The organism is uncultured Aggregatibacter sp., assembly GCF_901873365.1.
GTDB lineage: Bacteria > Pseudomonadota > Gammaproteobacteria > Enterobacterales > Pasteurellaceae > Aggregatibacter.
The window spans coordinates 1-24,443 of record NZ_CABFLM010000062.1 but is presented as its reverse complement, the minus strand read 5'-3'; the positions used below and the strand labels follow the sequence as shown (position 1 = coordinate 24,443).

Genomic DNA, 24,443 nt, shown 5'->3' with positions numbered 1-24,443 from the left:
ACTTATTGCACTGATAGCGCACGCTTCATAGCGTGTGCTTGTAGATAAACGCACACGTTGGGAAAGGTGCGGTATCGTGCGGCGTGTGGAGTGTGTGAAACCGAGTTTCATATACGTAAATATTCTACTTTACTTATTTTATAAACTAAATAAGGAGATAGGTAAATGTCATATATTATAAAATTTATACAGGAATATTATGAGATATTTCCGACTATAATAACGGCATTAGGCGGTATATATGGACTATTTAAAAGTGCCTCAAATTTCACTCAAAATGCCGCAATAAAGAAGTTAGAATTGTTTAAAAAATATTTTTCAAAAGAAGAACTCACTAAACTAGATCAAGAGTCTAAACTAATTCAATCACTTACATGTAATGTATTTCCTTGCTTTGCTGGAGTTACCTATAAAGAGGTGAAAAAATTGGTAAAAGCTAATATTGACCATAATTTCCTTATATTTTTTGAGTTATATCGGAAAGGGTTAGTAAATATAGATGCAAAATTAACATCAGAAGGTAAAAAGAAGATAGAGAAAATGAAACTAAAGAAATATTCTTTTGTTGGTCTTTTTTTATTGTGGTGTATAGCCATTATTATAATTCTATCGTTTTACTTCCCTTTGCCATTAAGTATTAGTGGTTGGTTTATTTTGGGTATAGGAGTAGGTATTCCAGAAATTTTTTTGCTAAATTATCTTGATTTAAGAGAAAATTTAGAAACGTTTAATAAACCTTAAAAAATCATAATCAGTGGGATTCTCCCCTTAGATAGCGCGCGTCTCCTGACGCGTGCTGATAACTTACTAAATTTGTAAGGCACGCGTCGGGAGACGCGCGCCAGCGTAAATAAAAACAATTGAAAAAAACGACCGCACTTTTGCGGAGCAAGAAAATGGATTTTTGATAGCGCACGCTTCATAGAGTGAGCTTGTAGATGAAGGCACACGTTGGGGAAACGTGCGCACAGGAAGGAGCAATATGAAAATATTAGGTATTATCGGTGGAATGAGCCCGGAAAGTACGGCAACTTATTACACTGAGATCAATCGTTTAGTGAATCAGAAAAAAGGCGGGAATATTTCTGCGCCTATTGTCATGGTGAGTGTGGAATTTGAAGAAATTGTGCAATGCCAGAAACAAAGTGAATGGCAACGAGCAGGAGAGATTCTCGCTAACGCAGGAAAAAAACTAGAGATGATTGGTGCAGAGGGTATTGTGCTTGCAACTAATACCATGCACAAAGTAGCACCTCAAATTGAGCGGGCGCTTTCTATTCCATTTTTACATATTTTAGATGCTACAGCAGATGCTATTAAATCGCGAGGCTTAAATAAAGTGGCTTTGCTCGGTACAAAATTTACTATGAGCGATAATTTTTATCGCGACGGTTTACAGCAGAGAGGCATTATGCCGATTGTGCCAAGTGATGAAATTCAAAACGAAATACATCGAATTATTTTTGATGAGCTTTGTGTGGGTAAATTTTTACCACAATCAAAAGCATTTTATTTAAAAATCATTGATGAATTGAAAAATCAGGGGGCAGAAGGCGTAATTTTAGGGTGTACGGAAATCGGATTGTTGGTTAATCAAAGCGACTCGCCATTGCCGTTTTTCGACACGGCTAAATTGCATTCTCAAATGGCTGCTGATTTTGTTTTAGGTGTAAAAAACACTTAGAAAAATGATCGCTTTGATAGTGTGCGTCTCCTGACGCGTGCTGATAACTTACTAAATTTGTAAGGCACGCGTCAGGAGACTCGCGCCAGCGTAAATAAAAACAATTGAAAAAAACGACCGCACTTTTGCGTAGCAAGAAGATGGATTTCTGATAGCGCACGTTTCATAGCCTGTGCTTGTAGATAAAGACATTGCGTTTGAAACGCATGCTATCAAAGAATTAAAAATACCCATTTTTTAAATGAATATGATGAATACAACCATAAGTAATTATCTTGTCGATATTAAACAAATTTTATCGACAGCTCGCCAGCAGGCTTATGCAGCCATAAATTCTGCCATGGTAGAGGCCTATTGGAAGATTGGTGAAAGAATCGTATTGGAAGAACAAAATGGTGCTGAACGGGCAGGATATGGAAAAGAAATTATCAAAACGCTTTCGGTGGAGTTAACGGCTGAATTTGGTAAAGGATTTAGTAAACGAACACTTTGGGAAATCCGTCAATTTTATTTGTTATTTCCGGACTATCCAAAATTGCGAACACTGTTCGCACAATTAAGTTGGTCGCATTTTCAACGTTGTTTAAAGGTGTCTAATGATAAAGCCCGTTTATATTACTTAACCGAGGCGGCACAGCATCATTGGTCTGTGCGTGTGCTTGATCGTAATATTGCAACACTTTATTACGATCGCCTGTTCGCTAGCCAAGATAAAAATCTTGTAGCAATGGAAATGAAAGAAAAAGTCACCGCACTTCAACCAGGTGATTTTATTAAAAATCCAACAGTATTGGAATTTTTAAATCTACCGGCGAATTTAGCCTATACGGAAGCTGAGTTAGAAAAAGCACTCATTGATAATTTACAACAGTTTATGCTTGAGCTTGGTAAGGGGTTTGCATTTGTAGCTCGTCAACAGCATATTCGAACTGAAACCTCAGATTTTTTTATCGACTTGGTTTTTTATAATTATATCCTAAAATGTTTTGTGATTGTGGAATTAAAAACCGGAAAGCTTACGCATCAAGATATTGGGCAATTGGATATGTATGTTCGAATGTATGATGATCTGAAAAAGCAAGAAAATGATAACCCGACTATTGGTTTGTTACTGTGCACTGAGACCGATAGTGTTGTAGTGAAATATTCGGTGTTAAATGATAACCCGCAATTATTTGCCAGCAAATATATGGCATATCTGCCGTCAGAAGAAGAATTAGTGAGGGAAATTGAGCAACAAAAACTGATTTTTGAGCAACAATTTAGTTAAAAGCGCGGTTAAATTCCAATAAATTTTCTGCGTTACAAGTTAATACAACAGGAGAAAACAATGTCAGTAAAAGGCGACATCGGTGTTATCGGCTTAGCCGTGATGGGGCAAAACCTCATTTTAAATATGAACGACCACGGGTTTAAAGTGGTCGCGTATAACCGTACCACATCTAAAGTGGATGAATTTTTACAAGGTGCGGCAAAAGGCACGAACATTATCGGTGCTTATTCTTTGGAAGATTTGGCCGCTAAATTAGAAAAACCGCGCAAAGTGATGTTAATGGTGCGTGCGGGTGAGGTGGTGGATCAATTCATTGACGCATTACTTCCGCACTTAGAAGAAGGCGACATCATTATTGATGGCGGTAACTCAAACTATCCGGACACCAACCGTCGTGTGGCAGCGTTGCGTGAAAAAGGCATTCGCTTTATCGGCACCGGCGTTTCCGGCGGTGAAGAGGGCGCACGCCACGGGCCATCCATTATGCCGGGCGGTAACGAAGAAGCATGGCCATTCGTGAAACCGGTATTACAAGCGATTTCAGCCAAAACCGACAAAGGCGAAGCGTGCTGTGATTGGGTGGGCAAAGATGGCGCAGGCCATTTCGTAAAAATGGTGCATAACGGCATCGAATACGGCGATATGCAATTAATTTGCGAAGCCTACCAATTCTTAAAAGAGGGCGTGGGCTTGTCTGATGATGAGTTAGAAGCCACCTTCAAAGCATGGCGTAACACCGAATTAGACAGCTACTTAATCGACATCACCGCCGATATTCTTGGCTATAAAGATGAAGATGGTAACCGTCTTGTGGATAAAATTTTAGACACCGCAGGACAAAAAGGTACGGGCAAATGGACGGGGATCAATGCCCTTGATTTCGGTATTCCATTGACCTTAATCACCGAGTCCGTGTTCGCCCGTTGCGTATCTGCTTTTAAAGATCAACGCGTTGCCGCAAGCCAATTATTCGGTAAAACTGTAGGCAAAGTGGAAGGCGATAAAAAAGAATGGATTGAAGCGGTGCGTAAAGCGCTATTGGCATCAAAAATCATTTCTTACGCACAAGGCTTTATGTTGATTCGTGAAGCGTCTGAAAACTTCAACTGGAACATCAACTACGGCAATACCGCCTTATTATGGCGCGAAGGCTGTATTATTCGTAGCCGTTTCTTAGGTAACATTCGCGATGCGTACGAAGCGAACCCGGATTTAATCTTCTTAGGTTCCGACAGCTACTTCAAAGGCATTTTAGAAGACGCCATGGGCGAATGGCGCAAAGTGGTGGCGAGATCCATTCAAGTGGGTATTCCAATGCCATGTATGGCGTCTGCGATTACCTTCTTAGACGGTTACACTTCAGCACGTTTACCAGCAAACTTATTGCAAGCACAACGTGACTACTTCGGCGCACACACTTACGAACGCACCGACAAACCACGCGGCGAATTCTTCCACACCAACTGGACGGGTCGCGGCGGCAATACCGCATCCACCACGTATGATGTCTAAGTAAAAAACGTGCGATAAACCGACCGCACTTTGATCTGCACCTTACACATTGACGCTGAGTCAAGCTGTGTAAGGTGCAGATTTTTTCACGGTGAGTTTCGGATTTATCTTAAAAAGCGTATGGAGCCATTTGTGAATTGGCATGCTAGTAAATACTTAATAGAGAAAATTTATTAAAAAAATATTTAATTCGTTGCTATACTCATGGTTTCTTACTCACGATAAATAGGATGATTTATGAAAAAATTACTCAGTATTTTATTACCATCACTTGTTTTAATCGGTTGTTCATCAAGCAATACTTCCGATTCCAATAAATCCATGACGCCGAAAACGGAAAAAGAAGAATTTTTGGCTGCATTTGAGAATTGCAAAGCGAAACTAGGTGGAAAGATCATGAATAAAGATGTTCCAATGCTTGATGCTTGTATGGCTGAACATGGTTTTAAGAGAGTAGAAGAGACGCAGAAAGTTGCGCCTGAGCCGAAAACAGTAAAAAGAACAAAAAAACACTCAATGTAAATTAATGTAAAGTCTATTGTGTGGTATCGATTTAATTGTTGCTTTCTGTGTTTTGGAATGCTAGCATTTAGAGTGAAAGGCTTTATGTAGCCTTTTGTATACAAAAGGGGTTAGCAGCGATAAGCTTGTTAGCCATAAAGTTATAATAACCAATTTTATAAAGGTTAAAACTATGAAAAACAACAAACTTGTTAAATTTAGTCTAACATTAGTCTGCTCAGCTGTATTAGCAGCTTGTGGTTCAAGTGGCGGTAGCGATGATTCAGCTGCTCAACAACAGCAACAGCAACAACAGCAGCTACAAAAACAACAAGCAGAAAAAGCAGCAGCAGAAAAAGCAGCAGCAGAAAAAGCAGCAGCAGAAAAAGCAGCAGCAGAAAAAGCAGCAGCTGAGAAAAAAGCAGAGGCAGACAAAGCAGCTCAAACAACTTCTAGCGAGTCTAACCCAGGTTACTTACTTTCTAAAAAGAACACATCTGATTTCATCGTAAATAATAATGGTGATAAAGTTGATTCTACTCAATCTGCTCCATTGCCAATGACTGTTCAAAATTTAGATCCTCGTCTAGATACTATCGTTGTAGCTTACCCACACGAAGGTGCTGAGTCTAAAGCAATTGCTTATATTGAAGATTTCCAATTCGTTGGCAACAATACTCAAAGTGGTACATACACCTTAACTGGCATTTATAACGACTCAACAGATCGTGGTACTACAGTTGGTACTTCACGTCCAGAAAGCCGTACTAAAACTAATACACAAGGTACAGAGTCTGGTGCTGCTTTAGTTTACCAAAAAGATCGTATTGCTTACTTTGACCGTGCAGATAGAAATGCTGAGGGTAAAGATACATTAGCTGAAGTTTACGGTTTAAGAACCAATTCCTATGAAGATGGTAAAGAATTAAAAGATACTGATGCAAATAACCTACCATTAGTAAAAGAAACTAATAAATTAGCCGCTCAACAAGATGGTCAATTACGTTTTGTTCAATATGGTCGTGTAACAACTAAATTACATAGCCTTACTGAAAAAGAGCTAGACGTATACAAAAAAGGTCTATTGGACGATAAAAACAGTAACGTAACAAGTAACGTTATTGGTTTTGCACACTATGGTGAAGCAGGTACTGAAAACTCTTACTTCTATCGTGGTTTAAACAATACTACTGGTGAACAATTAGCTAAACTTTCTGGTGAGCTTGTATACCACGGTCACGCAGTAGCTTATGGCTTAAACAATGACTACCGTCCGGGTGAAGCTAAGAAAACTGGCGCGCCAAATGCTATCGGTGTAGAAAAAGAAGTTGACGCACTAAAAAGTGGTTACCATGTTTTGGCTAAAGTTAACTTAGCAGATAAAAATGTTACCGGTTCTATCTATAACACTTGGACTAACAACAAAAAAGGTGACTACAATGTTGATTTAGTTAACTTTAATGGTAAGTTAGACAACTACGGTAACATCGCAGGTACTTCTGCATTAGCATACGAAGATGCAAATAAAGACGGTTCATTTAACGCAACTTTATTTGGTTCTAAAGCATCTGAGTTAGGTGGTAATGTTGCAGGTAGCAAAAATGCTGATACCACTGTAACACAATGGGGTGCGGTATTTGGTGCTAAGAAATATGAAGAAGCTGTATCAACACCAGAAAAAATTGTTAATAAACCTTGGGCGGCTCGTGCTGACGAAAATGCTGCTGGTCAAGTAAAATAATTTCATTAATTTGAAATTTTAATTATAAAACAGCCCGCTTTGTCGTGGGCTGTTTTAGTTTTAGACGCTAAATTAGGGAAAAGATATGAAGCAACCTCTTCTTTATGGCATTGTTTTTTCATTGCTTATGCCACAATGTGTTGATGCCAATGAGCAGAATCAAAATGATCAAGCAAAACTTAATCAAGCCATTAAAACTGAGCAACAAACATTGCAAAAAGCGCTTTTGAATAAACAAAGTTTAGAAGAGTCAAATGTCAGTCGTAAGGATGATTACACTCGTTTTACGGGCAAATATTTAGTAGAACACCCAGAAATTTTAGAAAAAATTCTTGTAGAATCACTCATTAATACGAATAAGCAAGTACTTCCTACACTTATTGCTTTATATAAACGTGTGCCTAATAGAGATGAATCCCTACTTGAATGGGGAAATGCAATTCTGTTAACTGATACCAATTTAAATGATTCTGTATCAGAATATAGAAAGCTCCTGGCTAATTTTCCTGATAATAATTTTATTCGTTTTCAGTTAGCGCGAGTTTTATTTTTTAATCAGGAATTTGACGCGTCAAAGAATCAATTTGAGAAATTACGTGCTGCAGATAATGTATCGGCTCAAGATAGAGAAGTGTTTAACCAATTTATCTCAGCAATTAATGAAAAAAGCCAATGGACTTATTCTTTCGGTATTACTTATCTTAATGATAAAAATTTAAGTAACTCTGCAAAAGAGGGGACTATCGTTGTTTTACCTAATGGTCAAACAGCGGTTTATAACACACCTCGTCAAAAAGGGAATGGGGTAGGTATTTCTCTTGGTGCCAATAAACAATGGGCATTATCAGGCGGAAAATACATTGTGTTGAATACGGGAATGAATACTAAATATTATTGGAATAATAAAAATTATAATGATTTAACAGGTGTGTTTGGTCTTGGTTTAGGATATTCTGATGCTCGATTTAATATAGAAGTACAACCTTATGTTAATAAACGTTGGTATTCTGGTGGTGTGAATGGCTCAGAAAGTTTAAAACAATATTATGATACCTATGGTGTATCGCTTTCCACTTCCTATTGGTTAAATCAAAGCTTTAAGTATTCATTTTACTACGATTATGGATATGAGAAATATAAACAGGAAAATTATGCTACTCAATATCAAGGCGGTACGCATTTAATTAGTAATAGTTTGATGTATGTTCCTTCACCAACCCAATATTGGGCATTGTCTTTAGATTTAATGACGAAAAATGCAAGAGATAAAAGTAATTCCTTCTTAAGAGAAGGTGCGCGCTTAAGCTGGGGACAAGAATGGCCTTTAGGTATTTCTACTAATACATCCTTTGGTATTGCAAAAAGAAATTATAAAGAAGCGTCTTTCTTAGGAAAACAAAAGAATAATGAATATAATGCTTCCATCTCCATTTGGAATAAAAAAATTCATTATGCTGGGTTCACGCCGCGCTTAACGTGGATTTATACTAAAACGAACAGTAATATTTCTCTATATACATATGATAAAAATCAAATGGTTATAGAAGCGACGAGAACATTCTAAAAGATAAAGTTTGAATTATCAGAGTAGATTTGTTTGTCTGCACCTTACACATTGACGCTGAGTCAAGCTGTGTAAGGTGCAGATTTTTTTATGCGTATTTTGTCTGCCGTAGGGCGTGGAATCTATTCTGAAGTTCAGAATGCTTCTTTTCGGCATCCAAAAAAGCGCCATATTCCAACGGCAATGGAGGTGGCGACGAGGTAAACGGTGAGATAACCAAAGGCATGCGCGAGGCGGAGGGAGACAAAGCCTGCTAGGTAGGCACCTAAGAGGGCGAAGGAGAATTGCAATGCGCTGTCGAGCGTGGCGTAAGTTTGCGTGGATTTGTCCATAATCATGGCGAGCAAACACGGCACAAGTAATGCGTAAGTCATACTTAATAATAAGATTGGTACGGCGATAAGATAAGGAAAATCCGTGCCGACATATTCAAATAAGATAAATAAGCAGAAGGCAAAAATTTGGCTAAATAATACCCATTGGGTGACAGAAACTCGAGAATATTTTTTGAGTAATAGACCACTGAGCGGAGCAAAGGCGATAGCACAAAGGGGTTCGAATACTGAAAGTAATAGCCCAATGTGTTGGCTGCTCCAGTTCAAGGCATTTAGACGCGGAATGAAACTACTGACCACCATGCCGCTGGGAATAAACACAAATAACAATAAAATCAACCAACGAAATGAAATGTGCGGTTGTTGCCAAAAGTAGAAAAAGCGTGTGAATAAAAAATGCAATGGCGGATTTTGCGGTTCAGCGGCAAATGTAGGTTCGGAATATAGGCTGATTTGTAGAATCAATAGTAGTGCAAAAACACTGATTAAATCCACCGCACTTTGCCAGCCGTAATGATGATAAATCAGTAACACTAAACCGCCGCCAAGCATTTTACCCACGCGCCCTGCGATCACCTGAATGACACCGCCAAAGCCACGTTGCTCAAAAGGCAGGATGGCACAAGTTAATCCTAGCGTTGCACAACCGAAAAATAGACTGCTTAGGTTCAATAGCACACACGCCACCATAAGCAGTGTAAAATCACGTTGCGGTTGGATGAAATGCAACATGAATAAGGCAATAAAAATGATTATCGAGGAAAGACATAGCCAGCCGCGAAATTGCCCGATACGCTTGAGACGATAGTGTTCAATTAACGGCGAAACGATGAATTTCGCCATTTCCATCCCACCGAGCAAATAGAACCAACTAAGCTGTTTAAGATCGAACCCCATCTCTTTTAACATGGTGATGAGGCCAATCATATAAAACGCCACTACGCAGAATTTAAAGCCGGCGGTCGTGGCAAGGATTGCCCAATCCTGTTTAGTGAGTGATGTTGCCTTGTTGGCATTGCCAAAACGCTGCATAACGTCCTTTTTGTTCTAAGAGTGTTTGATGTGTGCCTTGTTCGGCAATGCTGCCGTTTTCCAACACATAAATGCAATGCGCGCCCACAATGGTGGAAAGTCGGTGAGCAATAATCAACACGGTTTTGTCTTTAACCAGCTGATCCAACGCCTTTTGCACTGCCAGCTCATTACGAGTATCCAACGATGCTGTTGGTTCATCTAAAATGAGAATCGGTGCGTCTTTTAAAATCGCGCGGGCAATCGCAAGTCGTTGCTTTTCACCGCCGGAAAAATTACTCCCAATTTCATTAACTTGAGTTTGATACCCCTGTGGTAATGCCTGAATAAAATCATGGCATTGGGCGAGTTTACAGGCGTGAATCACCTCTTCATCGGTGGCATTGGGTTTTGCCATTCGGATGTTATTTAATACGCTGTCTTGGAATAAATATACGTCTTGAAACACCACAGAAATTAATCTCATGAGCTGTTCTTGGCTAACATCCCGAATATCGATACCGCCGATCGTAATTTGCCCTGATTGTGGATCAGCATAACGCAATAACAAGCGGAGTAATGTTGTTTTACCACAACCGCTGGTGCCCACAAAAGCGTTGAGGCTGTTAGGTTTTATGTCCAGATTAATGTCATTTAGGATAGTTTTTTCGGCATTGTAACCAAAGCGGATATGCTCATAACGAATGCGATAATCTGTGGGTAATCTGCTGCCATGATTTTCCGCCAATTCAGGTAATGCCATCAGTTTTTCAAATTTTTCACAGCTGATCACAAAAATTTCTAAGAGCGAGGACATTTGCACAAAGAAGTTCAACACATCTGAAATTCGCGCAATTAAAATCAGTACCGTGGCTAATAATACCCAATGGGCGCTACCGGAAATCACCCAAAATGTGCCAACAATTAATACCGCAATAAGACTTAATTGAATGCTTGAGGTAATAATCAAATTCGGGCGCTCGCCTTTTTTTGTGCCGATGCGTTGAATGTTTGCCACATCTTCAATCACACGGTTGAAAATATGTTGTTTGTTTTCTGTCTGCCCTGTTGATTTCAGAATTTCCAAGCCCTGCACAAACTCAATGGTTTCGCCTTTAAGTCGCTGATTAGCTTCTGCCAAAATACTAAATCCACGACGGAAAGCTTTTCTCCGCCATAAATAAAGTGGCACGATAAGCGGAAAAATAATGAAGATCAGCAGCCCAAAGCGGTAATCAAAGAAACAAAGACAAAGGGCGGCAGAAACCGGTGTTAAAATGCCGTAAATTAGAATACTGATTAAACTGAATGCGTAATTTGTGGCTTCATTAATACTTTGGATGGCAACGGCACTGAGTTCGCCAGCACGAAATCCGCTGAGGACGGCAAGAGATACGCGGCGGAGTTTTTCGCCCAGTTGACGTCTTAATTGATATGTCGCCAAAAATGAATCGCCTTTGGTGTCATAATATTCTGCCCAAATGCGGAAAAGGAGGCTAGCGACGAAAAGCACGCCACACAAAACACTCCAAAAAATGACCGCACTTTGTCCAGCTTCAGTTTGTTCTAATGCTAAAAGCAACGGATACAGCAGGCCGATAGCCACGCCGAATAAAGTTGCAGACAGTGCCGCAAAAGCAAGACAGCGTAAGAATGTGCTTTGTTGCTGTTGGGCGGCGGCAAATAAGGCGTGATAAGTTTGCCACAGGCTTTTTACGCGTTGAGTTTCAGGATTAAAGTAAGATTGCATAACATTCTCTAATGTATCGTCCAAGATTTTGCCTGTTGATATTCCGCCCAAAGGGTTTGATAGGCGACATTGGTTTGCAACAAGGCTTGGTGGTTGCCTTGAGCAATGATTTTGCCGTTCTCTAAATAAATAATTTGATCGGCTTGGGTAATACTAGACAGGCGATGCGCAACCATGATCACTGTTTTATTTTGCATCAGCGCATGAAATGCCTGCATTAAATCCGCCTCGTTTTTTGCATCAGAAAAGGCAGTGGGTTCGTCTAGCAATAAAATCGGGCGATTTTGTAAAAAAGCGCGGGCTATACTGATACGTTGTTTTTGTCCGCCTGACAATAATTGTCCACGTTCACCCACTTTCGTTTGATATTGCTCCGGCAAGGTCATAATAAAGTCGTGAATACGGGCTTGTTTGGCGGCATTGATAATGGCTTCTTCCGTCACATTTTCTATGCCGTAAGCAATGTTTTCGGCAATAGAGCAAGAAAATAAGAAATTATCCTGAAATACGACCGAACAATATTTCATGAGTTGATCCTGTTCCATATGACGAATATCTGCACCACCTAAGGTGATTTTTCCGCTATCGACATCCCAAAAGCGCAACAACAAATTGAGTAAAGTGGTTTTTCCGGAGCCTGAAGTGCCAATAATGGCTGTAAAACTATTTTGTGGCACAATAAAGTCAATATCTTGTAGCGTGTTTTTGTCGGCAGCATAGCTGAAATTGACCTGTTCAAATTGAACAGCATATCCCTTCGGCGTTTGTAACGGCAAAAGTGCGGTGGCATTTTCCAACGTTTTTATTTCGTTAATGCGTTCAATGGCGGCGCGGGAGCGTTCCAACAAATGAAACAGTCCCATGTACGGATGCATGGTTTCAATTAACCCGGCGGCTAACACTAAAAAGGCAAAAAAGCCAAAGGTGGAAAGCAGCGCAAGCGAGTGTAAATACACGCCCAACAGGATCAAAAACAACATAATCGGCATTGGCGTAAAGAGCGAACGGGCAAGACGTGTTGGTGCGCCTACTTTGGCTAAAAAAGCGAAGATAACCTGATTAAAATTTTCCAATGCGGTGCTAAAACGGCTGTACGAACTTTGTCCCGCATCAAAGGTGCGAATCGTGCTCATGCCTTGAATATATTCAATAATCGCGCTATTGATTCGGCTCACGGCAGCACCGTAATCACGATAATTCAAGCGGCTTTTTTGCATTAAACGTTGCAGAATCGTAAACAACACGACAAGGAAAATCAGTACAGCCAATGCCATTTGCCAGTTTAACCAAAACAATGCCGCCAACACGAAAATTGGTGTGGAATAAGCCTCCGCTTTAAGAGGGGGCGCATCGGCAACAAAGGTGTGCAATTCGTTTACGTCATCGCACAGCACTTTCGTTAAACCGCCTGAACCGATTTCATTGACTTTGCCTAACGATAATTGACTGATTTTTTTCGCAAGCTGTTGGCGTAACATTTTTTCCAATTCAAAGGCTGCATAATGAGATTTGTCGTGCGCTTTAATTTTGCAGGTGTAATACAAAATGGAAATGGCAAGCAGCGCAAAAATCTGCCAATAAGGAAACGTAAGAGATTGGCTGACGGTGAACACAATGTGGATCATCAAAAGCCAAATCCCGATTTTTAAGCCTTGTGCGAAGGTTGCCAACCACATTGAGGCGCGTAATTGCGCGGCAACAGGTTGGCAAATTTGTTGGTGCTGCTGACTCATTGCTTAGAATCTTAACTCGGTAGAAAGTCCAATTTGACGTTCCGGCTGACGGGTAATGTCGCCTGAGCGCGGTACGAGTAAGATATCTTTGCGTGAGTTAAGCACGTTGTCGGCATAAAGCGTGATTCTGGCGTGCTTAAAGTCGTACGCTAAATAAACATCAAGTTGATCATAATGCCCTACTTTACCATTGGCTAAGTTGTCGGCAGTGGAATAATAACTACTGTTATAGCTGTAATTGGTGCCAATTTCTAGGTGGTCAAGAAGACGATAATTAGCCCCCACTTTTCCACTAAAACTTGGTGCACGAGCGAGTTTATTCCCTTCAATGCCGCTGTTTGGATAACGTTTGATATCGGTTTTTAGCATCCCGATGCCCGCATTAAGTACCAGTTTCTCCGTGGCCTGCCATTCGGTATTGATTTCCGCACCATAGGTGGCGACTTTATCGGCATTGCGGATCACGATGGAATTTGGACCAAGGGTAAACGGTAACTGCATGTCTTTGTAGTCGTTATAGAATAGGTTGCTGTTAATGCGTAGGCGTTTATCTGCGGATGTCCAACGATGATAAAGTTCGTAGTTCCAGACATATTCCGCGTCATATTCATAGCTGGTGTACGGCACACCGAAAGTCACACCGGCACCACCCGGGTTGTAACCTTTGCCTACTTTAAAGCCTAAGCGTTGATCGTTGTTAATTTTCCATGCAATGTCTGCTTTTGGCAGGAAGACATTGTATTTTTTATCCCGATTGATGGAAAACATCGCACTTTTGCCTTTACGCTGATGATGTTCCTGTTCATAGCGGGCGGAAAGTGTGAATTCAAACGGAATATCAGGCGTGAAGGTAATTTCACCAAAGGCCGCCTTGGTTTTTGTTTTATCATTAAAATTTGTCGTAATCGGCGTGCGAGCAATGCGTCCGTTGAGCATCGTAACACTTTCATCTTGTTTCGCATTGAAATAGAACAAACCGAATAAACCACGGTATTTTTCGCTTTCGTATTTTACAATGGGTTCAATTTGGAATTCATTGCCATCAACACGAGCCGGAACACCTCGACGATTTGGCGGCAATGCGGTGTTGAATGGCGAAGTCGTTTTTCTATCGTGAATAAAGTGGGTATAAACCAATTTATTTTCCCATTTCCAATGCTCTGAGAATTGATAGCCAATATCCCAGATGGTGCTGGCAGAGCGTGTTTGAAATACCGGACGTTCCGGCGTGTAACGTGGTGAATTAGGTTGTAATTCCGTTTCACTTTGTGGCGCTCGCGCGTTTAAATGATTGAACGTTAAACGGCTATAGAGATCCGGCAAGGCTGACGGTGTCCACAGTAATTTGGCGCGGGTGTTAGTGGCTTTAAACCAACGTGGGTTGCCAACGGGATCATAATGCGGTAAATCCACAGCCGTTTCGCGTTGTTGATGATCTACGCTTAAACGAAACGCTAATTCGTCTTTCACGATAGGACCTGAAATCAGGGCAGCCGTTTGTGCCAATCGATGATTCCCCATATTTAATTTCGCGGCACCTTCCCATTCTTGCGTTGGATCATTGCTGGTCATGACCACTGCACCGGCAATGGCGTTACGCCCTTGGGCATAGCTTTGCGCGCCACGATAGATTTCTACCTGTTTCATATCCCAGAGGGATTTTGTACCGAACGCCAGTTCATTATAGCTGGAAGTTCTGCCGTCAATTTGCATATTTAGTCGTGGACGTGAACCGGCAAAAAATGCCACCGCACCTACTGCCGGGCCTGACCCGTCAACGCCGCGCACAGTAGGTAAGTCATTGCCCAAACCGGTGTCTAAAATATTCACATCGCGTTTTAATAGTTGGGTCGCGGACAGTAAATTGGCTTCTCGTTTGAGTTGTTCGGCGGTTACCACGGAGGTACTTGAACCGGTAGAGGATTGACTACGCTCGAATTTTTCACCGGTGACAGTGATTTCGTCTAGTACCGTGGTCTGTTTACTTTCTTCGGCATGGCTAGAAACAGAATAGGCACTCATCAGGCAAAGGCTAATGAGGCTGAGTCGTGGGGATAACTTGTTCATGGGTTCTCCTAGGCTTTATTTTGGTTTAAAGTTTACACTTTTTACATTAACTGATTAATAATGTAAACCTAACACAATCACAATACGAAAGTAAATAAGAATTTTTCTCAAATTTGATATTTGACAATTAAAGGCTTTCGGCTATGTTATTGCCCCTTAAGGAGCGAACCATGAAAAAAGATATTTTTTTGAAACAGGTTGCCACTGAACTGTTTTATCAACAAGGCTGGAGATTAACGTCTGTCGCAGAAATTTGTCGGGCGGCAGGGGTAAGTCGAGTGACGTTTTATAAATATTTCCCTACCAAGCAAGATTTAGTGAAATGTATTTTCGAAGAACAAAAAAATAATATGCGGCAGGAATTTGATAGACTGTTAGCCACAGAGGCAGATTTAGCCACGGTGATCCAGCAGATTTTGACGATGCAGCAAGAATCCATGACTACTCTGTATTCCACCGCCGTATTACATGATTTAAATCATGATCAAGATGAAACCTTACAGGCTTTTTTTCGGCAAATGGCACAGGAAAAAGATCACTATATGCACTATTTTTTCAGCACGTTACAACAACGCAAAAGCGTACGTGATGATTTTCCTGTGATTTTAATTGATGTGTTGATCCAAAAAATAGATGAAATGATTCACTCTTCCGTCTTACAACAACATTATGCCGGCAAAGAACAGCAGCTCTTTAAAGATGTGTTACAGCTTTTTATGCATGGTATTGCTTATCAGAAAAACGCCACCTGATTCTTTGAGTAAAAACATTTCAAAAACAGACCGCACTTAGCATGGAAGATGACGGCATCAGGCATCGTTCGCCATGATTTCTGGTTATAACATATAAAAAACTGTTCTTTCCTTAAAAAATTGTCTTCTTTTTATAATGCACGAAAATCTTGTTTCGTTTTGAATTACATATGAATTGGCAATATATCTGGAACACATTACCACGTTTTATTGATGCGACTTGGATAACGTTGCAGCTTTCTTTTTGGGCGATTGTCCTTTCGTTGTTCATCGGTTTTTTCTGCGCCATTGTGACGACATATAAAGTGCGTATGCTCAACCCTATTGTGAAATTTTATATTGAACTTTCCCGCAACACGCCTTTGTTGATTCAGGTTTTTTTCCTGTATTTCGGCTTATCTAAGGTGGGTATCAAATTAGACGGCTTTACTTGTGCTGTGATTGGTCTTGCGTTTTTAGGGGGGAGTTATATGTCAGAAGCCATTCGAGGTGGTTTGGAGGCGATTCCCCGTGCTCAGTTGGAATCAGCATTAAGTTTAGGGGTGACGCCGGCACAAGCCTTTCGTTATGTCTTATTCCCCCAAGCCTTTGCGGTTGCTGCACCGGCGATCGGCGCTAACAGTTTATTTTTAATGAAAGAAACCTCGGTGGTCAGCGCGATTGCCATTGCGGAGTTAATGTTTATGGCAAAAGAGATTATCGGTATGGATTACAAAACGAATGAAGCGCTCTTTTTATTAGTGGTGTTTTATTTGTTGATTTTATTGCCGGTGTCATTGTTTATCACTTACTTGGAACGTCGTACACGGAGAGCAAAATATGGGGCTTAATGTGTTATTTGAAGGGAGCAATTTTGAACGGTTGTTGGGTGGCCTCTGGGTAACAGCAAAAATTGCCTTTGTCTCCGTTTTCTTCGCCTGCATTCTCGGTATTCTTCTCGGCTTGTTGATGACAAGCAAAAATCGCCTGATTCGTGCTGTTTGCCGTTTTTATTTGGAATTTGTCCGCATTATTCCTTTGTTGGTCCTACTTTTTATTGCCTATTTTGGCGTGGCGAAATGGTTCAATACGCATATTGATGGCGTTACCGTATGTATTTGGGTCTTTATTTTTTGGGGAACCGCAGAAATGGGAGATTTAGTGCGTGGTGCCTTGACGTCTATTGAAAAACATCAGACAGAATCTGCTTATGCCTTGGGTTTAACGTCATTACAAACGTTTCGTTATATTTTATTGCCACAAAGTTTAAAACGTGTCACACCAAGCGCCATTAACTTGTTTACACGCATGGTGAAAACCAGCTCGCTTGCTATGTTAATCGGTGTATTGGAAGTGATTAAAGTCGGGCAGCAGATTATTGAAACCTCTCTGTTTACGGAACCTTCCGCTGCCTTGTGGATTTATGGTGTGATTTTCTTGTTATATTTTGTGATTTGCTATCCGTTATCTTTATTTTCACGTTATTTAGAAACCTATTGGGAAAAATAGAAGGTGTATATGCCCTTATTAGAAATTAACGATTTAGTGAAATATTACGGCGAAACCCTTGCCTTAAATGGAATTAATTTATCCGTTGAAAAAGGCGAAGTGGTGGTAATTTTAGGCCCATCCGGCTGCGGTAAAAGTACGCTCTTACGTTGTATTAACGGCTTAGAGGAGATAAAGAGCGGTCAATTAATTTTGCAAAATGAAGGCGTATTAGGCAAAGATTTGCCTTGGGTGAAGGCGCGACAACATATTGGCATGGTGTTCCAAAGCTATGAATTATTTCCGCATATGTCGGTGATTGACAATATTTTACTCGGACCACTCAAAGTGCAGAAACGCCAACGTGCTGAAGTAGAAGCGCAAGCCGATATGTTGTTGAAACGGGTCGGGTTGTTTGAGCGTAAAAATGCCTATCCGCGCGAATTATCAGGCGGTCAGAAGCAACGTATTGCCATCGTCCGTTCCTTGTGCATGAATCCTGACATTATGCTGTTCGACGAAGTTACCGCCGCACTTGACCCAGAAATGGTGCGTGAAGTGTTGGATGTGATTTTGGGCTTGGCGAAAGACGGCATGACGATGCTTATCGTGACCCATGAAATGTCCTTTGCCCGTCAAGTGGCAAACCGCATTGTGTTTATGGATAAAGGACAAATCGTTGAACAGGCTTCGCCATCGGATTTCTTCACTAACCCGCAAACCGACCGTGCGAAAACCTTTCTTAACATTTTAAATTACGAACCAAGAGGAGTTAACTATGAACAAAACATTTAAAAAAGTGACCGCACTTTTCGCCACCGCATTATTGGCAATGGGCTTAACTGCCTGCAATGATAAAGAAGGCAAAACGGAATCGGCGACCTCGTCAACGATTGAGCAACTCAAACAAGCCGGCAAAGTGCGTATCGGCGTATTTAGTGACAAACCGCCATTCGGCTATGTGGACAGTCAAGGCAAAAGCCAAGGATTTGACGTGGAAATTGCCAAAGCCATCACCAAAGATTTATTGGGTGATGAAAATAAAGCGGAATATGTGTTAGTTGAAGCGGCTAACCGCGTGGAATATCTCACCTCCAATAAAGTGGACATTATCCTTGCCAACTTCACCGTCACGCCTGCCCGTGCCGAAGTGGTGGATTTCGCGAAACCTTACATGAAAGTGGCATTGGGAGTAGTCTCGAAAGATGGCGCAGTGATTACCGATGTAAATCAATTAAAAGGTAAAACCTTATTAGTCAATAAAGGCACTACCGCAGATGCGTATTTCACTAAAAATTATCCTGACATCAAATTGTTGAAATTTGAGCAAAATACCGAAACTTTCGAAGCTTTACGTGACGGTCGTGGCGATGCGCTTGCCCATGACAACACATTATTGTTCGCGTGGGCGAAAGAAAATCCGGGCTTTACAGTGGGCGTGAAAAATTTGGGTGATCAAGATTTCATTGCGCCGGCAGTGAGAAAAGGGGATACCGAATTGTTGAACTGGTTAAATGCTGAAATTGAAAAACTAGGTAAACAAGGCGTGTTAAAACAAGCCTACGAAAAAACCTTAAAGCCAATTTATGGCGATGCCATTACGGAAGCAGACGTCGTGGTCGAGTATAAATAACTAAACACCTTCATGAAAACGCCCTGTTATGTGAAAATAGGGCGTTGCTGTTTGTTCAAGCGTAACAATCTTTTGGGTATTCAAATTTTTGTGATTTAATTACAGTCGTTTTTTATTCTGAATGCCCTTTTACGTTTACTTTTCCTTCTGCTAATTCATCCCAAATTCATCCAACACTGACCGCACTTCAGTCGCGCAACTACAACAGCATTTACGGTGTTAGGTGTTTTGTGCGGTTGTACTTGGTGAGCGATGATCTTCATACTACAACCAGGTGAGTGAGATTGATATATCGCTTGCCTTTTACCCCGCGCTTAATTTCTTTTACAATAACCCCGCTAATTACCTAACAGGAGGCATTTATTATGATGAACAGAAGACGTTTTATTCAAATCGGTGCGACCAGTGTGTTGGCGCTCAGTTGCCATCGCATGGTGTTCGCGAAAAGCGATAACCAAGTCGATTTACGCATTATCGGTACCACCGATATTCACAGTTTTTTGACGGACTTTGACTATTACAAAGACGCGCCGACAGAGAAATTCGGGTTTACTCGTGCAGCAAGTTTGATTCGTCAAGCTCGTGCAGAAGTGAAAAACAGTGTGTTGGTGGATAACGGCGATTTGATTCAAGGCAACCCGATTGCTGACTATCAAGCGGCAGTGGGCTATAAAGAAGGCAAACCGAACCCGGCGGTGGATTGCTTAAATGCTATGCATTATGAAGTGGGAACATTGGGTAACCACGAGTTTAACTACGGTTTGGATTATTTGGCTGATGCCATCAAACAGGCGAAGTTCCCAATTGTGAACGCCAACGTGGTGAAAGTAGGAACAGAGGAGCCTTATTACACGCCTTATGTGATTCAGGAAAAAACGGTGGTGGACAATAAGGGCAAGTCTCACAAATTGAAAATCGGTTATATCGGTTTTGTGCCGCCGCAAATTATGGTGTGGGATAAAGCCAATTTAACGGGCAAAGTGGAAACGCGCGACATTGTAAAAAGTGCGCAAAAATATGTGCCGGAAATGAAGAAAAAAGGCGCAGATATTATCGTTGCATTAGCACATACCGGCCCATCCGACGAGCCGTATCATGAAGGCGCAGAAAACTCCGCGTTCTATCTTGCCGATGTGCCGCACATTGACGCGGTGATTTTCGGTCACTCCCACCGCTTGTTCCCGAATAAAGAATTTGCCAAATCACCGAACGCAGATATTGCTAAAGGTACCGTAAAAGGCGTGCCGGAAAGCATGGCGGGCTATTGGGCGAACAATATCAGTGTCGTGGATTTAGTATTGAGCGAGCATAACGGCAAATGGATTGTGACCGACGGCAAAGCGGTATTGCGTCCGATTTATGATGCGGAAAACAAAAAGGCGTTGGCAGAAAATGATCCGGAAATGACCGCACTTTTAAAAGAAACCCATGAAGCGACCCGTAAATTCGTGGCACAGCCGATTGGTAAAGCCACCGACAATATGTATAGCTATTTGGCATTGGTGCAAGACGACCCGACCATTCAAATTGTTAACCAAGCGCAAAAAGCCTATGTGGAAAAAGTTGCCCCAAGCGTACCTGCCATGGCTGGCTTGCCGATTTTAAGTGCGGGCGCACCGTTTAAAGCGGGCGGACGTAAAAACGATCCGACAGGCTATACCGAAGTGAACAAAGGCGAGTTAACGTTCCGTAATGCGGCAGATTTGTATTTGTATCCGAATACCTTGGTCGTGGTGAAAGTCAGCGGCGAACAGCTGAAAGAATGGTTGGAATGCAGTGCGGGGATGTTTAAGCAAATCGATCCTGCCAGCGACAAACCACAATCTTTATTGGATTGGGAAGGTTTCCGCACCTATAACTTCGATGTGATCGACGGTGTCAATTATGAATACGATTTAACCCAACCGCCACGTTATGACGGCGAGTGCAAGTTAATCAATCCGGATGCCCACCGCGTGGTGAATCTGACTTACCAAGGCAAACCGGTAGATCCGAAGGCGGAATTCTTAATCGCGACCAATAACTACCGTGCTTACGGTAATAAATTCCCGGGCACCGGCGACAAGCACATTGTTTACGCGTCACCGGATGAAAACCGCCAAGTGTTGGCGGATTACATCAAAGCCACCAGTGAAAAAGACGGTGCGGTGAATCCAAGTGCCGACAAAAACTGGCGTTTCGTGCCGATTAAAGGCAACGATAAATTAGATGTGCGCTTTGAGACTTCACCAAGTGAACAGGCGGCGCAATTTATCAAAGAAAACGCCCAATACCCGATGAAACAGGTGGGTACTGATGAAGTGGGCTTTGCGGTATATCAAATTGATTTGACGAAATAATCGAAATTAAACTTGATCATTATATAGTTAAGTATATAATGAACTCGTTTGTTTAATGTTAAGATTGTCGTCATACTTAAACACAGGGCTAGTACAAACACTCCCCCACGTCTTTTTGAAAGATATTTGTACTAGCTATTTTTTTCTTCTTATTCCCCCTCAAAAGCTTTACTATTAAAGCTTCCTTTCTTCTTTTTAGAGATACATTTATGCATAACCTTGCGCTCGAAAAACAACTCAATCAAAAATTAAATAGCCGATTGATTGCCGACTATTGCCCCAATGGGCTTCAAGTTGAAGGCAAACCGGAAATCCGAAAAATTATTACGGGAGTAACCGCCAGCCAAGCGCTAATTGACTATGCGGTAGCACAAAACGCCGATGCCTTGCTAGTACATCACGGATATTTTTGGAAAAACGAAGATCCTTGTATTCGTGGCATGAAAGGCAATCGGATTCGTACGTTATTAACTTATGGAATCAATTTATATGCGTACCACTTGCCTTTGGATGTTCACCCTGAATTAGGCAACAACGCACAACTTGCGGCATTATTAGGCATTGAAAATTTGCAACCGTTAGAACAAGGGGCAACCAGCATTCCTATGTGGGGAAATTTAAAACATCCCTTAACAGGTGAACAATTTGCTGAGCGGATTGCACAAGTATTACAGCGTCAGCCGTTAATTTGTGTGGAAAACGGACCGCACTTTATTCATAAAATTGGTCTCTGTACCGGTGGCGGACAGGGTTATATCGATCTTGCCGCACAACAAGGCTGTGATGCCTTTATTACCGGTGAAGTGTCTGAACAAACCATCCATAGCGCAAGAGAACAGGGCATCCATTTTTTTGCGGCTGGTCATCATGCGACCGAGCGGTATGGGGTCAAAGCCTTGGGAGAATGGTTAGCAAAAGAATACGGATTGGATGTTGAATTTAAGGATATAGATAATCCAGCGTAAAATATAGCGCTTTTAATAAGAAGGCAAGATAAAGGTAAGAGGCATTGGCGGAAGATCGTAGGAGTTGAACCTACCCGAGACTGCTGGCAGCCTCAACAGGATTTGAAGTCCTGCCGCTTCACCGGAAACGACGATCTTCCCTTTAAAAAATCGTGCGAACTTTAGCGTAAAAGCCGAGGTGTTTCAAGAGAAATGGTAAAAAATTTACTTTTGTTAGTGCGGGAAATAGTGCTTTAGATTATAATCGCAAGGATTTTTTGCTTTATTTTTATAGGATACATTTCATGGTAATGGAAAAACTACACGGAGCTTCAACCAGCTGGGCTTCTAAGTTTCTTTTTGGTTTTATTACTGTCACATTTGTTATCAGTTCGATGGCAGGCTATCTTTATACCCGCATTGATAATTCTGCGGCAAAAGTCAATGGAGAAGAGATTTCACAGCACACGTTTCAAAATCAATATAATGCTGCCTCCCGTAATTTAAGCCCGCAAGATGCCGATTCGCCGGCGCAAATCACTCAGCTCAAAACACAAATTTTAGCCTCTTTAATTAACCAAGAATTATTACGCCAATATGCGAATGATCTTAAATTAGGTGTCAGTGACGACCGTGTTAAACAAGAGATCGTGACGACACCGTCTTTCCAAAATAACGGAAAATTTGACAATACCCTCTATCAGCAAATGCTACAAAGTAATGGCATTTCCGCTGAAACCTATGCCGGCTATGTACGAGAAGCATTGCGTTTAGAGCAGCTTCAAAATGCGTTGGCAGCCACAATGTTTAGCGTTCCGGTGCAACAGGAAGCATTGGAAAAATTATTTTTCCAACGTCGTCAAGTGCGTTTTGCGAAGTTATCGCTTTTGGATGAAATTGAGAAACAAAGCGTAACCGATGAGGAAATTCAAGCTTACTATGAGGCACATAAAGCCGAATTTACCCTTCCGGAACAGGTTAAGGTGCAATATCTTGACTTATCCGGTGCGAACATGGAAAAAAATATGAATGTGACTGATGTAGAAATTGCACAGTATTATCAAGATAATAAAGCGCAATTTACGACACAAGGTCAGCAACATTTAGCCCATATTCAAGTAAAAACTGAGCAACAAGCGCAGGATTTATATCATCAATTACAACAAGGGGCTGTCTTTGAGGAGTTAGCGAAAAATCACTCTATCGATCCAACCAGTTCAGAAAAGGGCGGTGATTTAAGTTGGGTAAGTGCGGGTGAATTTCCTGCCGTTTTTGAAGAGGCGGCAAATGCGTTAGAGGTTGGAAAATATAGTCAACCGATAAAAGTGGATGGCAATTACCATATTATTTTAGTGAAAGAACGCAAACCTGCGAAAGTGTTACCTTTAGACGAGGTGAAAGCCGAAATCGCGGCACAAATTCGTCAAAATTTAATGGGTAACCAATTCTTTTCTATTGAAAAACGCGTCGCGGATAAAGCTTTTGAAGACGCGTCTTCATTAAAAGCTGCAGCAGATGAGGCTGGCGTAAAAGTTCAGGAAACCGGCTATTTTTCTCGTAAGGATGTGCCGTCAGAATTAAATTATCCGAATGTCACTTCGGCAATTTTTGATTCTGATCTTTCTCAAGGCGGTAGCAATTCTGAGCCGATGAGTGTAGGTGAGCAACATTCTTTAGTGGTACGTGTGCTTGATCATAAACCGCAGTCCACCCGATCCTTGGAGGATATGAAGGGCGAAATTTCAGCAACATTAAAACACCAAAAAGCTGAAGCCATTGTGTTAGCGCAGGCGGATAAGTTTGTACAAGATTTGACGGCTGGGAAAGCCGTAGATGGATTAAATTTTGGTGAAGCACAAACATGGGTTTTTGCCGAAACGAAAGATCCTGTCCTTGGAGACGTTATTTTCTCAATGAAAAAACCGGCTGATGGCAGCGTGACTTATAAGGCCGCTAAAAACGCAGAAGGTGGCGTAGTGATTGTGGCGTTGGATAGTGTCGAGGACGGTAAGTTAACTGCCTCAGAGAAAAAACAATTTGCAGCACAAATAGAACAAACCGACCGCATCAGTTTGCAAAATAGCTTATTAAATGCGCTACGTGCCAAAGCGAAAATTGAGATAAACGACGCATTTAT

At 41.4% G+C, this 24,443-nt stretch carries 19 protein-coding genes and 1 tRNA gene; 15 read left to right on the top strand and 5 right to left on the bottom strand.

What is annotated here, in order from left to right; translation table 11 throughout:
- Nucleotides 1-165: 165 nt before the first annotated feature.
- The 7 genes from QZ106_RS05295 (at nucleotide 166) to QZ106_RS05265 (ending at nucleotide 8,275) form a co-directional block, all read left to right on the top strand.
- On the top strand, nucleotides 166-741 hold the full coding sequence (locus QZ106_RS05295; protein WP_295975215.1) for a hypothetical protein: 576 nt from the start codon (nucleotides 166-168) through the stop codon (nucleotides 739-741).
- A gap of 241 nt (nucleotides 742-982) precedes the next feature.
- Nucleotides 983-1,684, top strand: coding sequence for an aspartate/glutamate racemase family protein (locus QZ106_RS05290; RefSeq protein WP_295975213.1), 702 nt, complete (start codon nucleotides 983-985; stop codon nucleotides 1,682-1,684).
- Between the two features lie 250 nt (nucleotides 1,685-1,934).
- Entirely contained in the window at nucleotides 1,935-2,954 is a 1,020-nt protein-coding gene (locus tag QZ106_RS05285; protein ID WP_366517284.1) for a PDDEXK nuclease domain-containing protein, read from the top strand.
- A 60-nt stretch (nucleotides 2,955-3,014) separates the two neighbouring features.
- Nucleotides 3,015-4,469: a decarboxylating NADP(+)-dependent phosphogluconate dehydrogenase gene (gnd, locus tag QZ106_RS05280; RefSeq protein ID WP_295975207.1), complete on the top strand. Its 1,455-nt coding sequence runs from the start codon at nucleotides 3,015-3,017 to the stop codon at nucleotides 4,467-4,469.
- A gap of 237 nt (nucleotides 4,470-4,706) precedes the next feature.
- A complete protein-coding gene (locus tag QZ106_RS05275; protein ID WP_295975204.1) occupies nucleotides 4,707-4,991 on the top strand; it encodes a hypothetical protein in 285 nt (94 codons plus the stop codon).
- A gap of 172 nt (nucleotides 4,992-5,163) precedes the next feature.
- Entirely contained in the window at nucleotides 5,164-6,711 is a 1,548-nt protein-coding gene (locus QZ106_RS05270; protein WP_295975199.1) for a transferrin-binding protein-like solute binding protein, read from the top strand.
- 85 nt (nucleotides 6,712-6,796) lie between these two features.
- Nucleotides 6,797-8,275, top strand: coding sequence for a surface lipoprotein assembly modifier (locus tag QZ106_RS05265; RefSeq protein ID WP_295975196.1), 1,479 nt, complete (start codon nucleotides 6,797-6,799; stop codon nucleotides 8,273-8,275).
- A 134-nt stretch (nucleotides 8,276-8,409) separates the two neighbouring features.
- On the opposite strand, the gene QZ106_RS05260 is transcribed toward QZ106_RS05265, so the two are convergent.
- Genes QZ106_RS05260 through QZ106_RS05245 form a run of 4 tightly spaced genes read right to left on the bottom strand, consistent with a single transcriptional unit; the run spans nucleotide 8,410 to nucleotide 15,171 of the window.
- Nucleotides 8,410-9,642 carry an MFS transporter gene (locus QZ106_RS05260; protein WP_295975194.1) on the bottom strand — a complete coding sequence of 411 codons (1,233 nt, stop codon included), beginning with the start codon at nucleotides 9,640-9,642 and terminating at the stop codon, nucleotides 8,410-8,412.
- Nucleotides 9,599-11,371: an ABC transporter ATP-binding protein gene (locus QZ106_RS05255; RefSeq protein ID WP_295975191.1), complete on the bottom strand. Its 1,773-nt coding sequence runs from the start codon at nucleotides 11,369-11,371 to the stop codon at nucleotides 9,599-9,601. Before QZ106_RS05255 ends, QZ106_RS05260 begins: the two co-directional genes overlap by 44 nt.
- An 8-nt stretch (nucleotides 11,372-11,379) precedes the next feature.
- Nucleotides 11,380-13,104, bottom strand: a complete 1,725-nt coding sequence (locus QZ106_RS05250; RefSeq protein WP_295975189.1) for an ABC transporter ATP-binding protein — start codon at nucleotides 13,102-13,104, stop codon at nucleotides 11,380-11,382.
- A gap of 3 nt (nucleotides 13,105-13,107) precedes the next feature.
- A complete protein-coding gene (locus tag QZ106_RS05245) occupies nucleotides 13,108-15,171 on the bottom strand; it encodes a TonB-dependent receptor (RefSeq protein ID WP_295975186.1) in 2,064 nt (687 codons plus the stop codon).
- A gap of 170 nt (nucleotides 15,172-15,341) precedes the next feature.
- Between QZ106_RS05245 and QZ106_RS05240 the strand changes: the two genes are divergently transcribed.
- The 7 genes from QZ106_RS05240 to QZ106_RS05210 all read left to right on the top strand — a co-directional run bounded on the left by QZ106_RS05240 (nucleotide 15,342) and on the right by QZ106_RS05210 (nucleotide 22,327).
- Nucleotides 15,342-15,923, top strand: coding sequence for a TetR/AcrR family transcriptional regulator (locus tag QZ106_RS05240; RefSeq protein WP_295975184.1), 582 nt, complete (start codon nucleotides 15,342-15,344; stop codon nucleotides 15,921-15,923).
- 170 nt (nucleotides 15,924-16,093) lie between these two features.
- A complete protein-coding gene (locus QZ106_RS05235) occupies nucleotides 16,094-16,753 on the top strand; it encodes an amino acid ABC transporter permease (protein WP_295975182.1) in 660 nt (219 codons plus the stop codon).
- Complete coding sequence (locus QZ106_RS05230; protein ID WP_295975179.1) at nucleotides 16,743-17,411, top strand: amino acid ABC transporter permease; 669 nt, start codon at nucleotides 16,743-16,745, stop codon at nucleotides 17,409-17,411. Before QZ106_RS05235 ends, QZ106_RS05230 begins: the two co-directional genes overlap by 11 nt.
- Nucleotides 17,412-17,420: 9 nt before the next feature.
- Nucleotides 17,421-18,185 carry an amino acid ABC transporter ATP-binding protein gene (locus QZ106_RS05225; protein WP_295975176.1) on the top strand — a complete coding sequence of 255 codons (765 nt, stop codon included), beginning with the start codon at nucleotides 17,421-17,423 and terminating at the stop codon, nucleotides 18,183-18,185.
- On the top strand, nucleotides 18,169-19,023 hold the full coding sequence (locus QZ106_RS05220) for a cysteine ABC transporter substrate-binding protein (protein WP_295975175.1): 855 nt from the start codon (nucleotides 18,169-18,171) through the stop codon (nucleotides 19,021-19,023). Before QZ106_RS05225 ends, QZ106_RS05220 begins: the two co-directional genes overlap by 17 nt.
- 365 nt (nucleotides 19,024-19,388) lie before the next feature.
- Nucleotides 19,389-21,362 (top strand): 2',3'-cyclic-nucleotide 2'-phosphodiesterase, encoded by a 1,974-nt coding sequence (cpdB, locus tag QZ106_RS05215; RefSeq protein WP_295975173.1) that lies wholly within the window; start codon nucleotides 19,389-19,391, stop codon nucleotides 21,360-21,362.
- A 209-nt stretch (nucleotides 21,363-21,571) separates the two neighbouring features.
- Complete coding sequence (locus QZ106_RS05210) at nucleotides 21,572-22,327, top strand: Nif3-like dinuclear metal center hexameric protein (protein ID WP_295975170.1); 756 nt, start codon at nucleotides 21,572-21,574, stop codon at nucleotides 22,325-22,327.
- A 45-nt stretch (nucleotides 22,328-22,372) separates the two neighbouring features.
- Here the strand turns inward: QZ106_RS05210 and QZ106_RS05205 are convergent.
- Nucleotides 22,373-22,467, bottom strand: a tRNA-Sec gene (locus QZ106_RS05205).
- Between the two features lie 144 nt (nucleotides 22,468-22,611).
- Between QZ106_RS05205 and ppiD the strand changes: the two genes are divergently transcribed.
- Nucleotides 22,612-24,443: peptidylprolyl isomerase (gene ppiD / locus QZ106_RS05200; RefSeq protein ID WP_295975167.1), on the top strand; the 1,832-nt coding region annotated here is incomplete at its 3' end.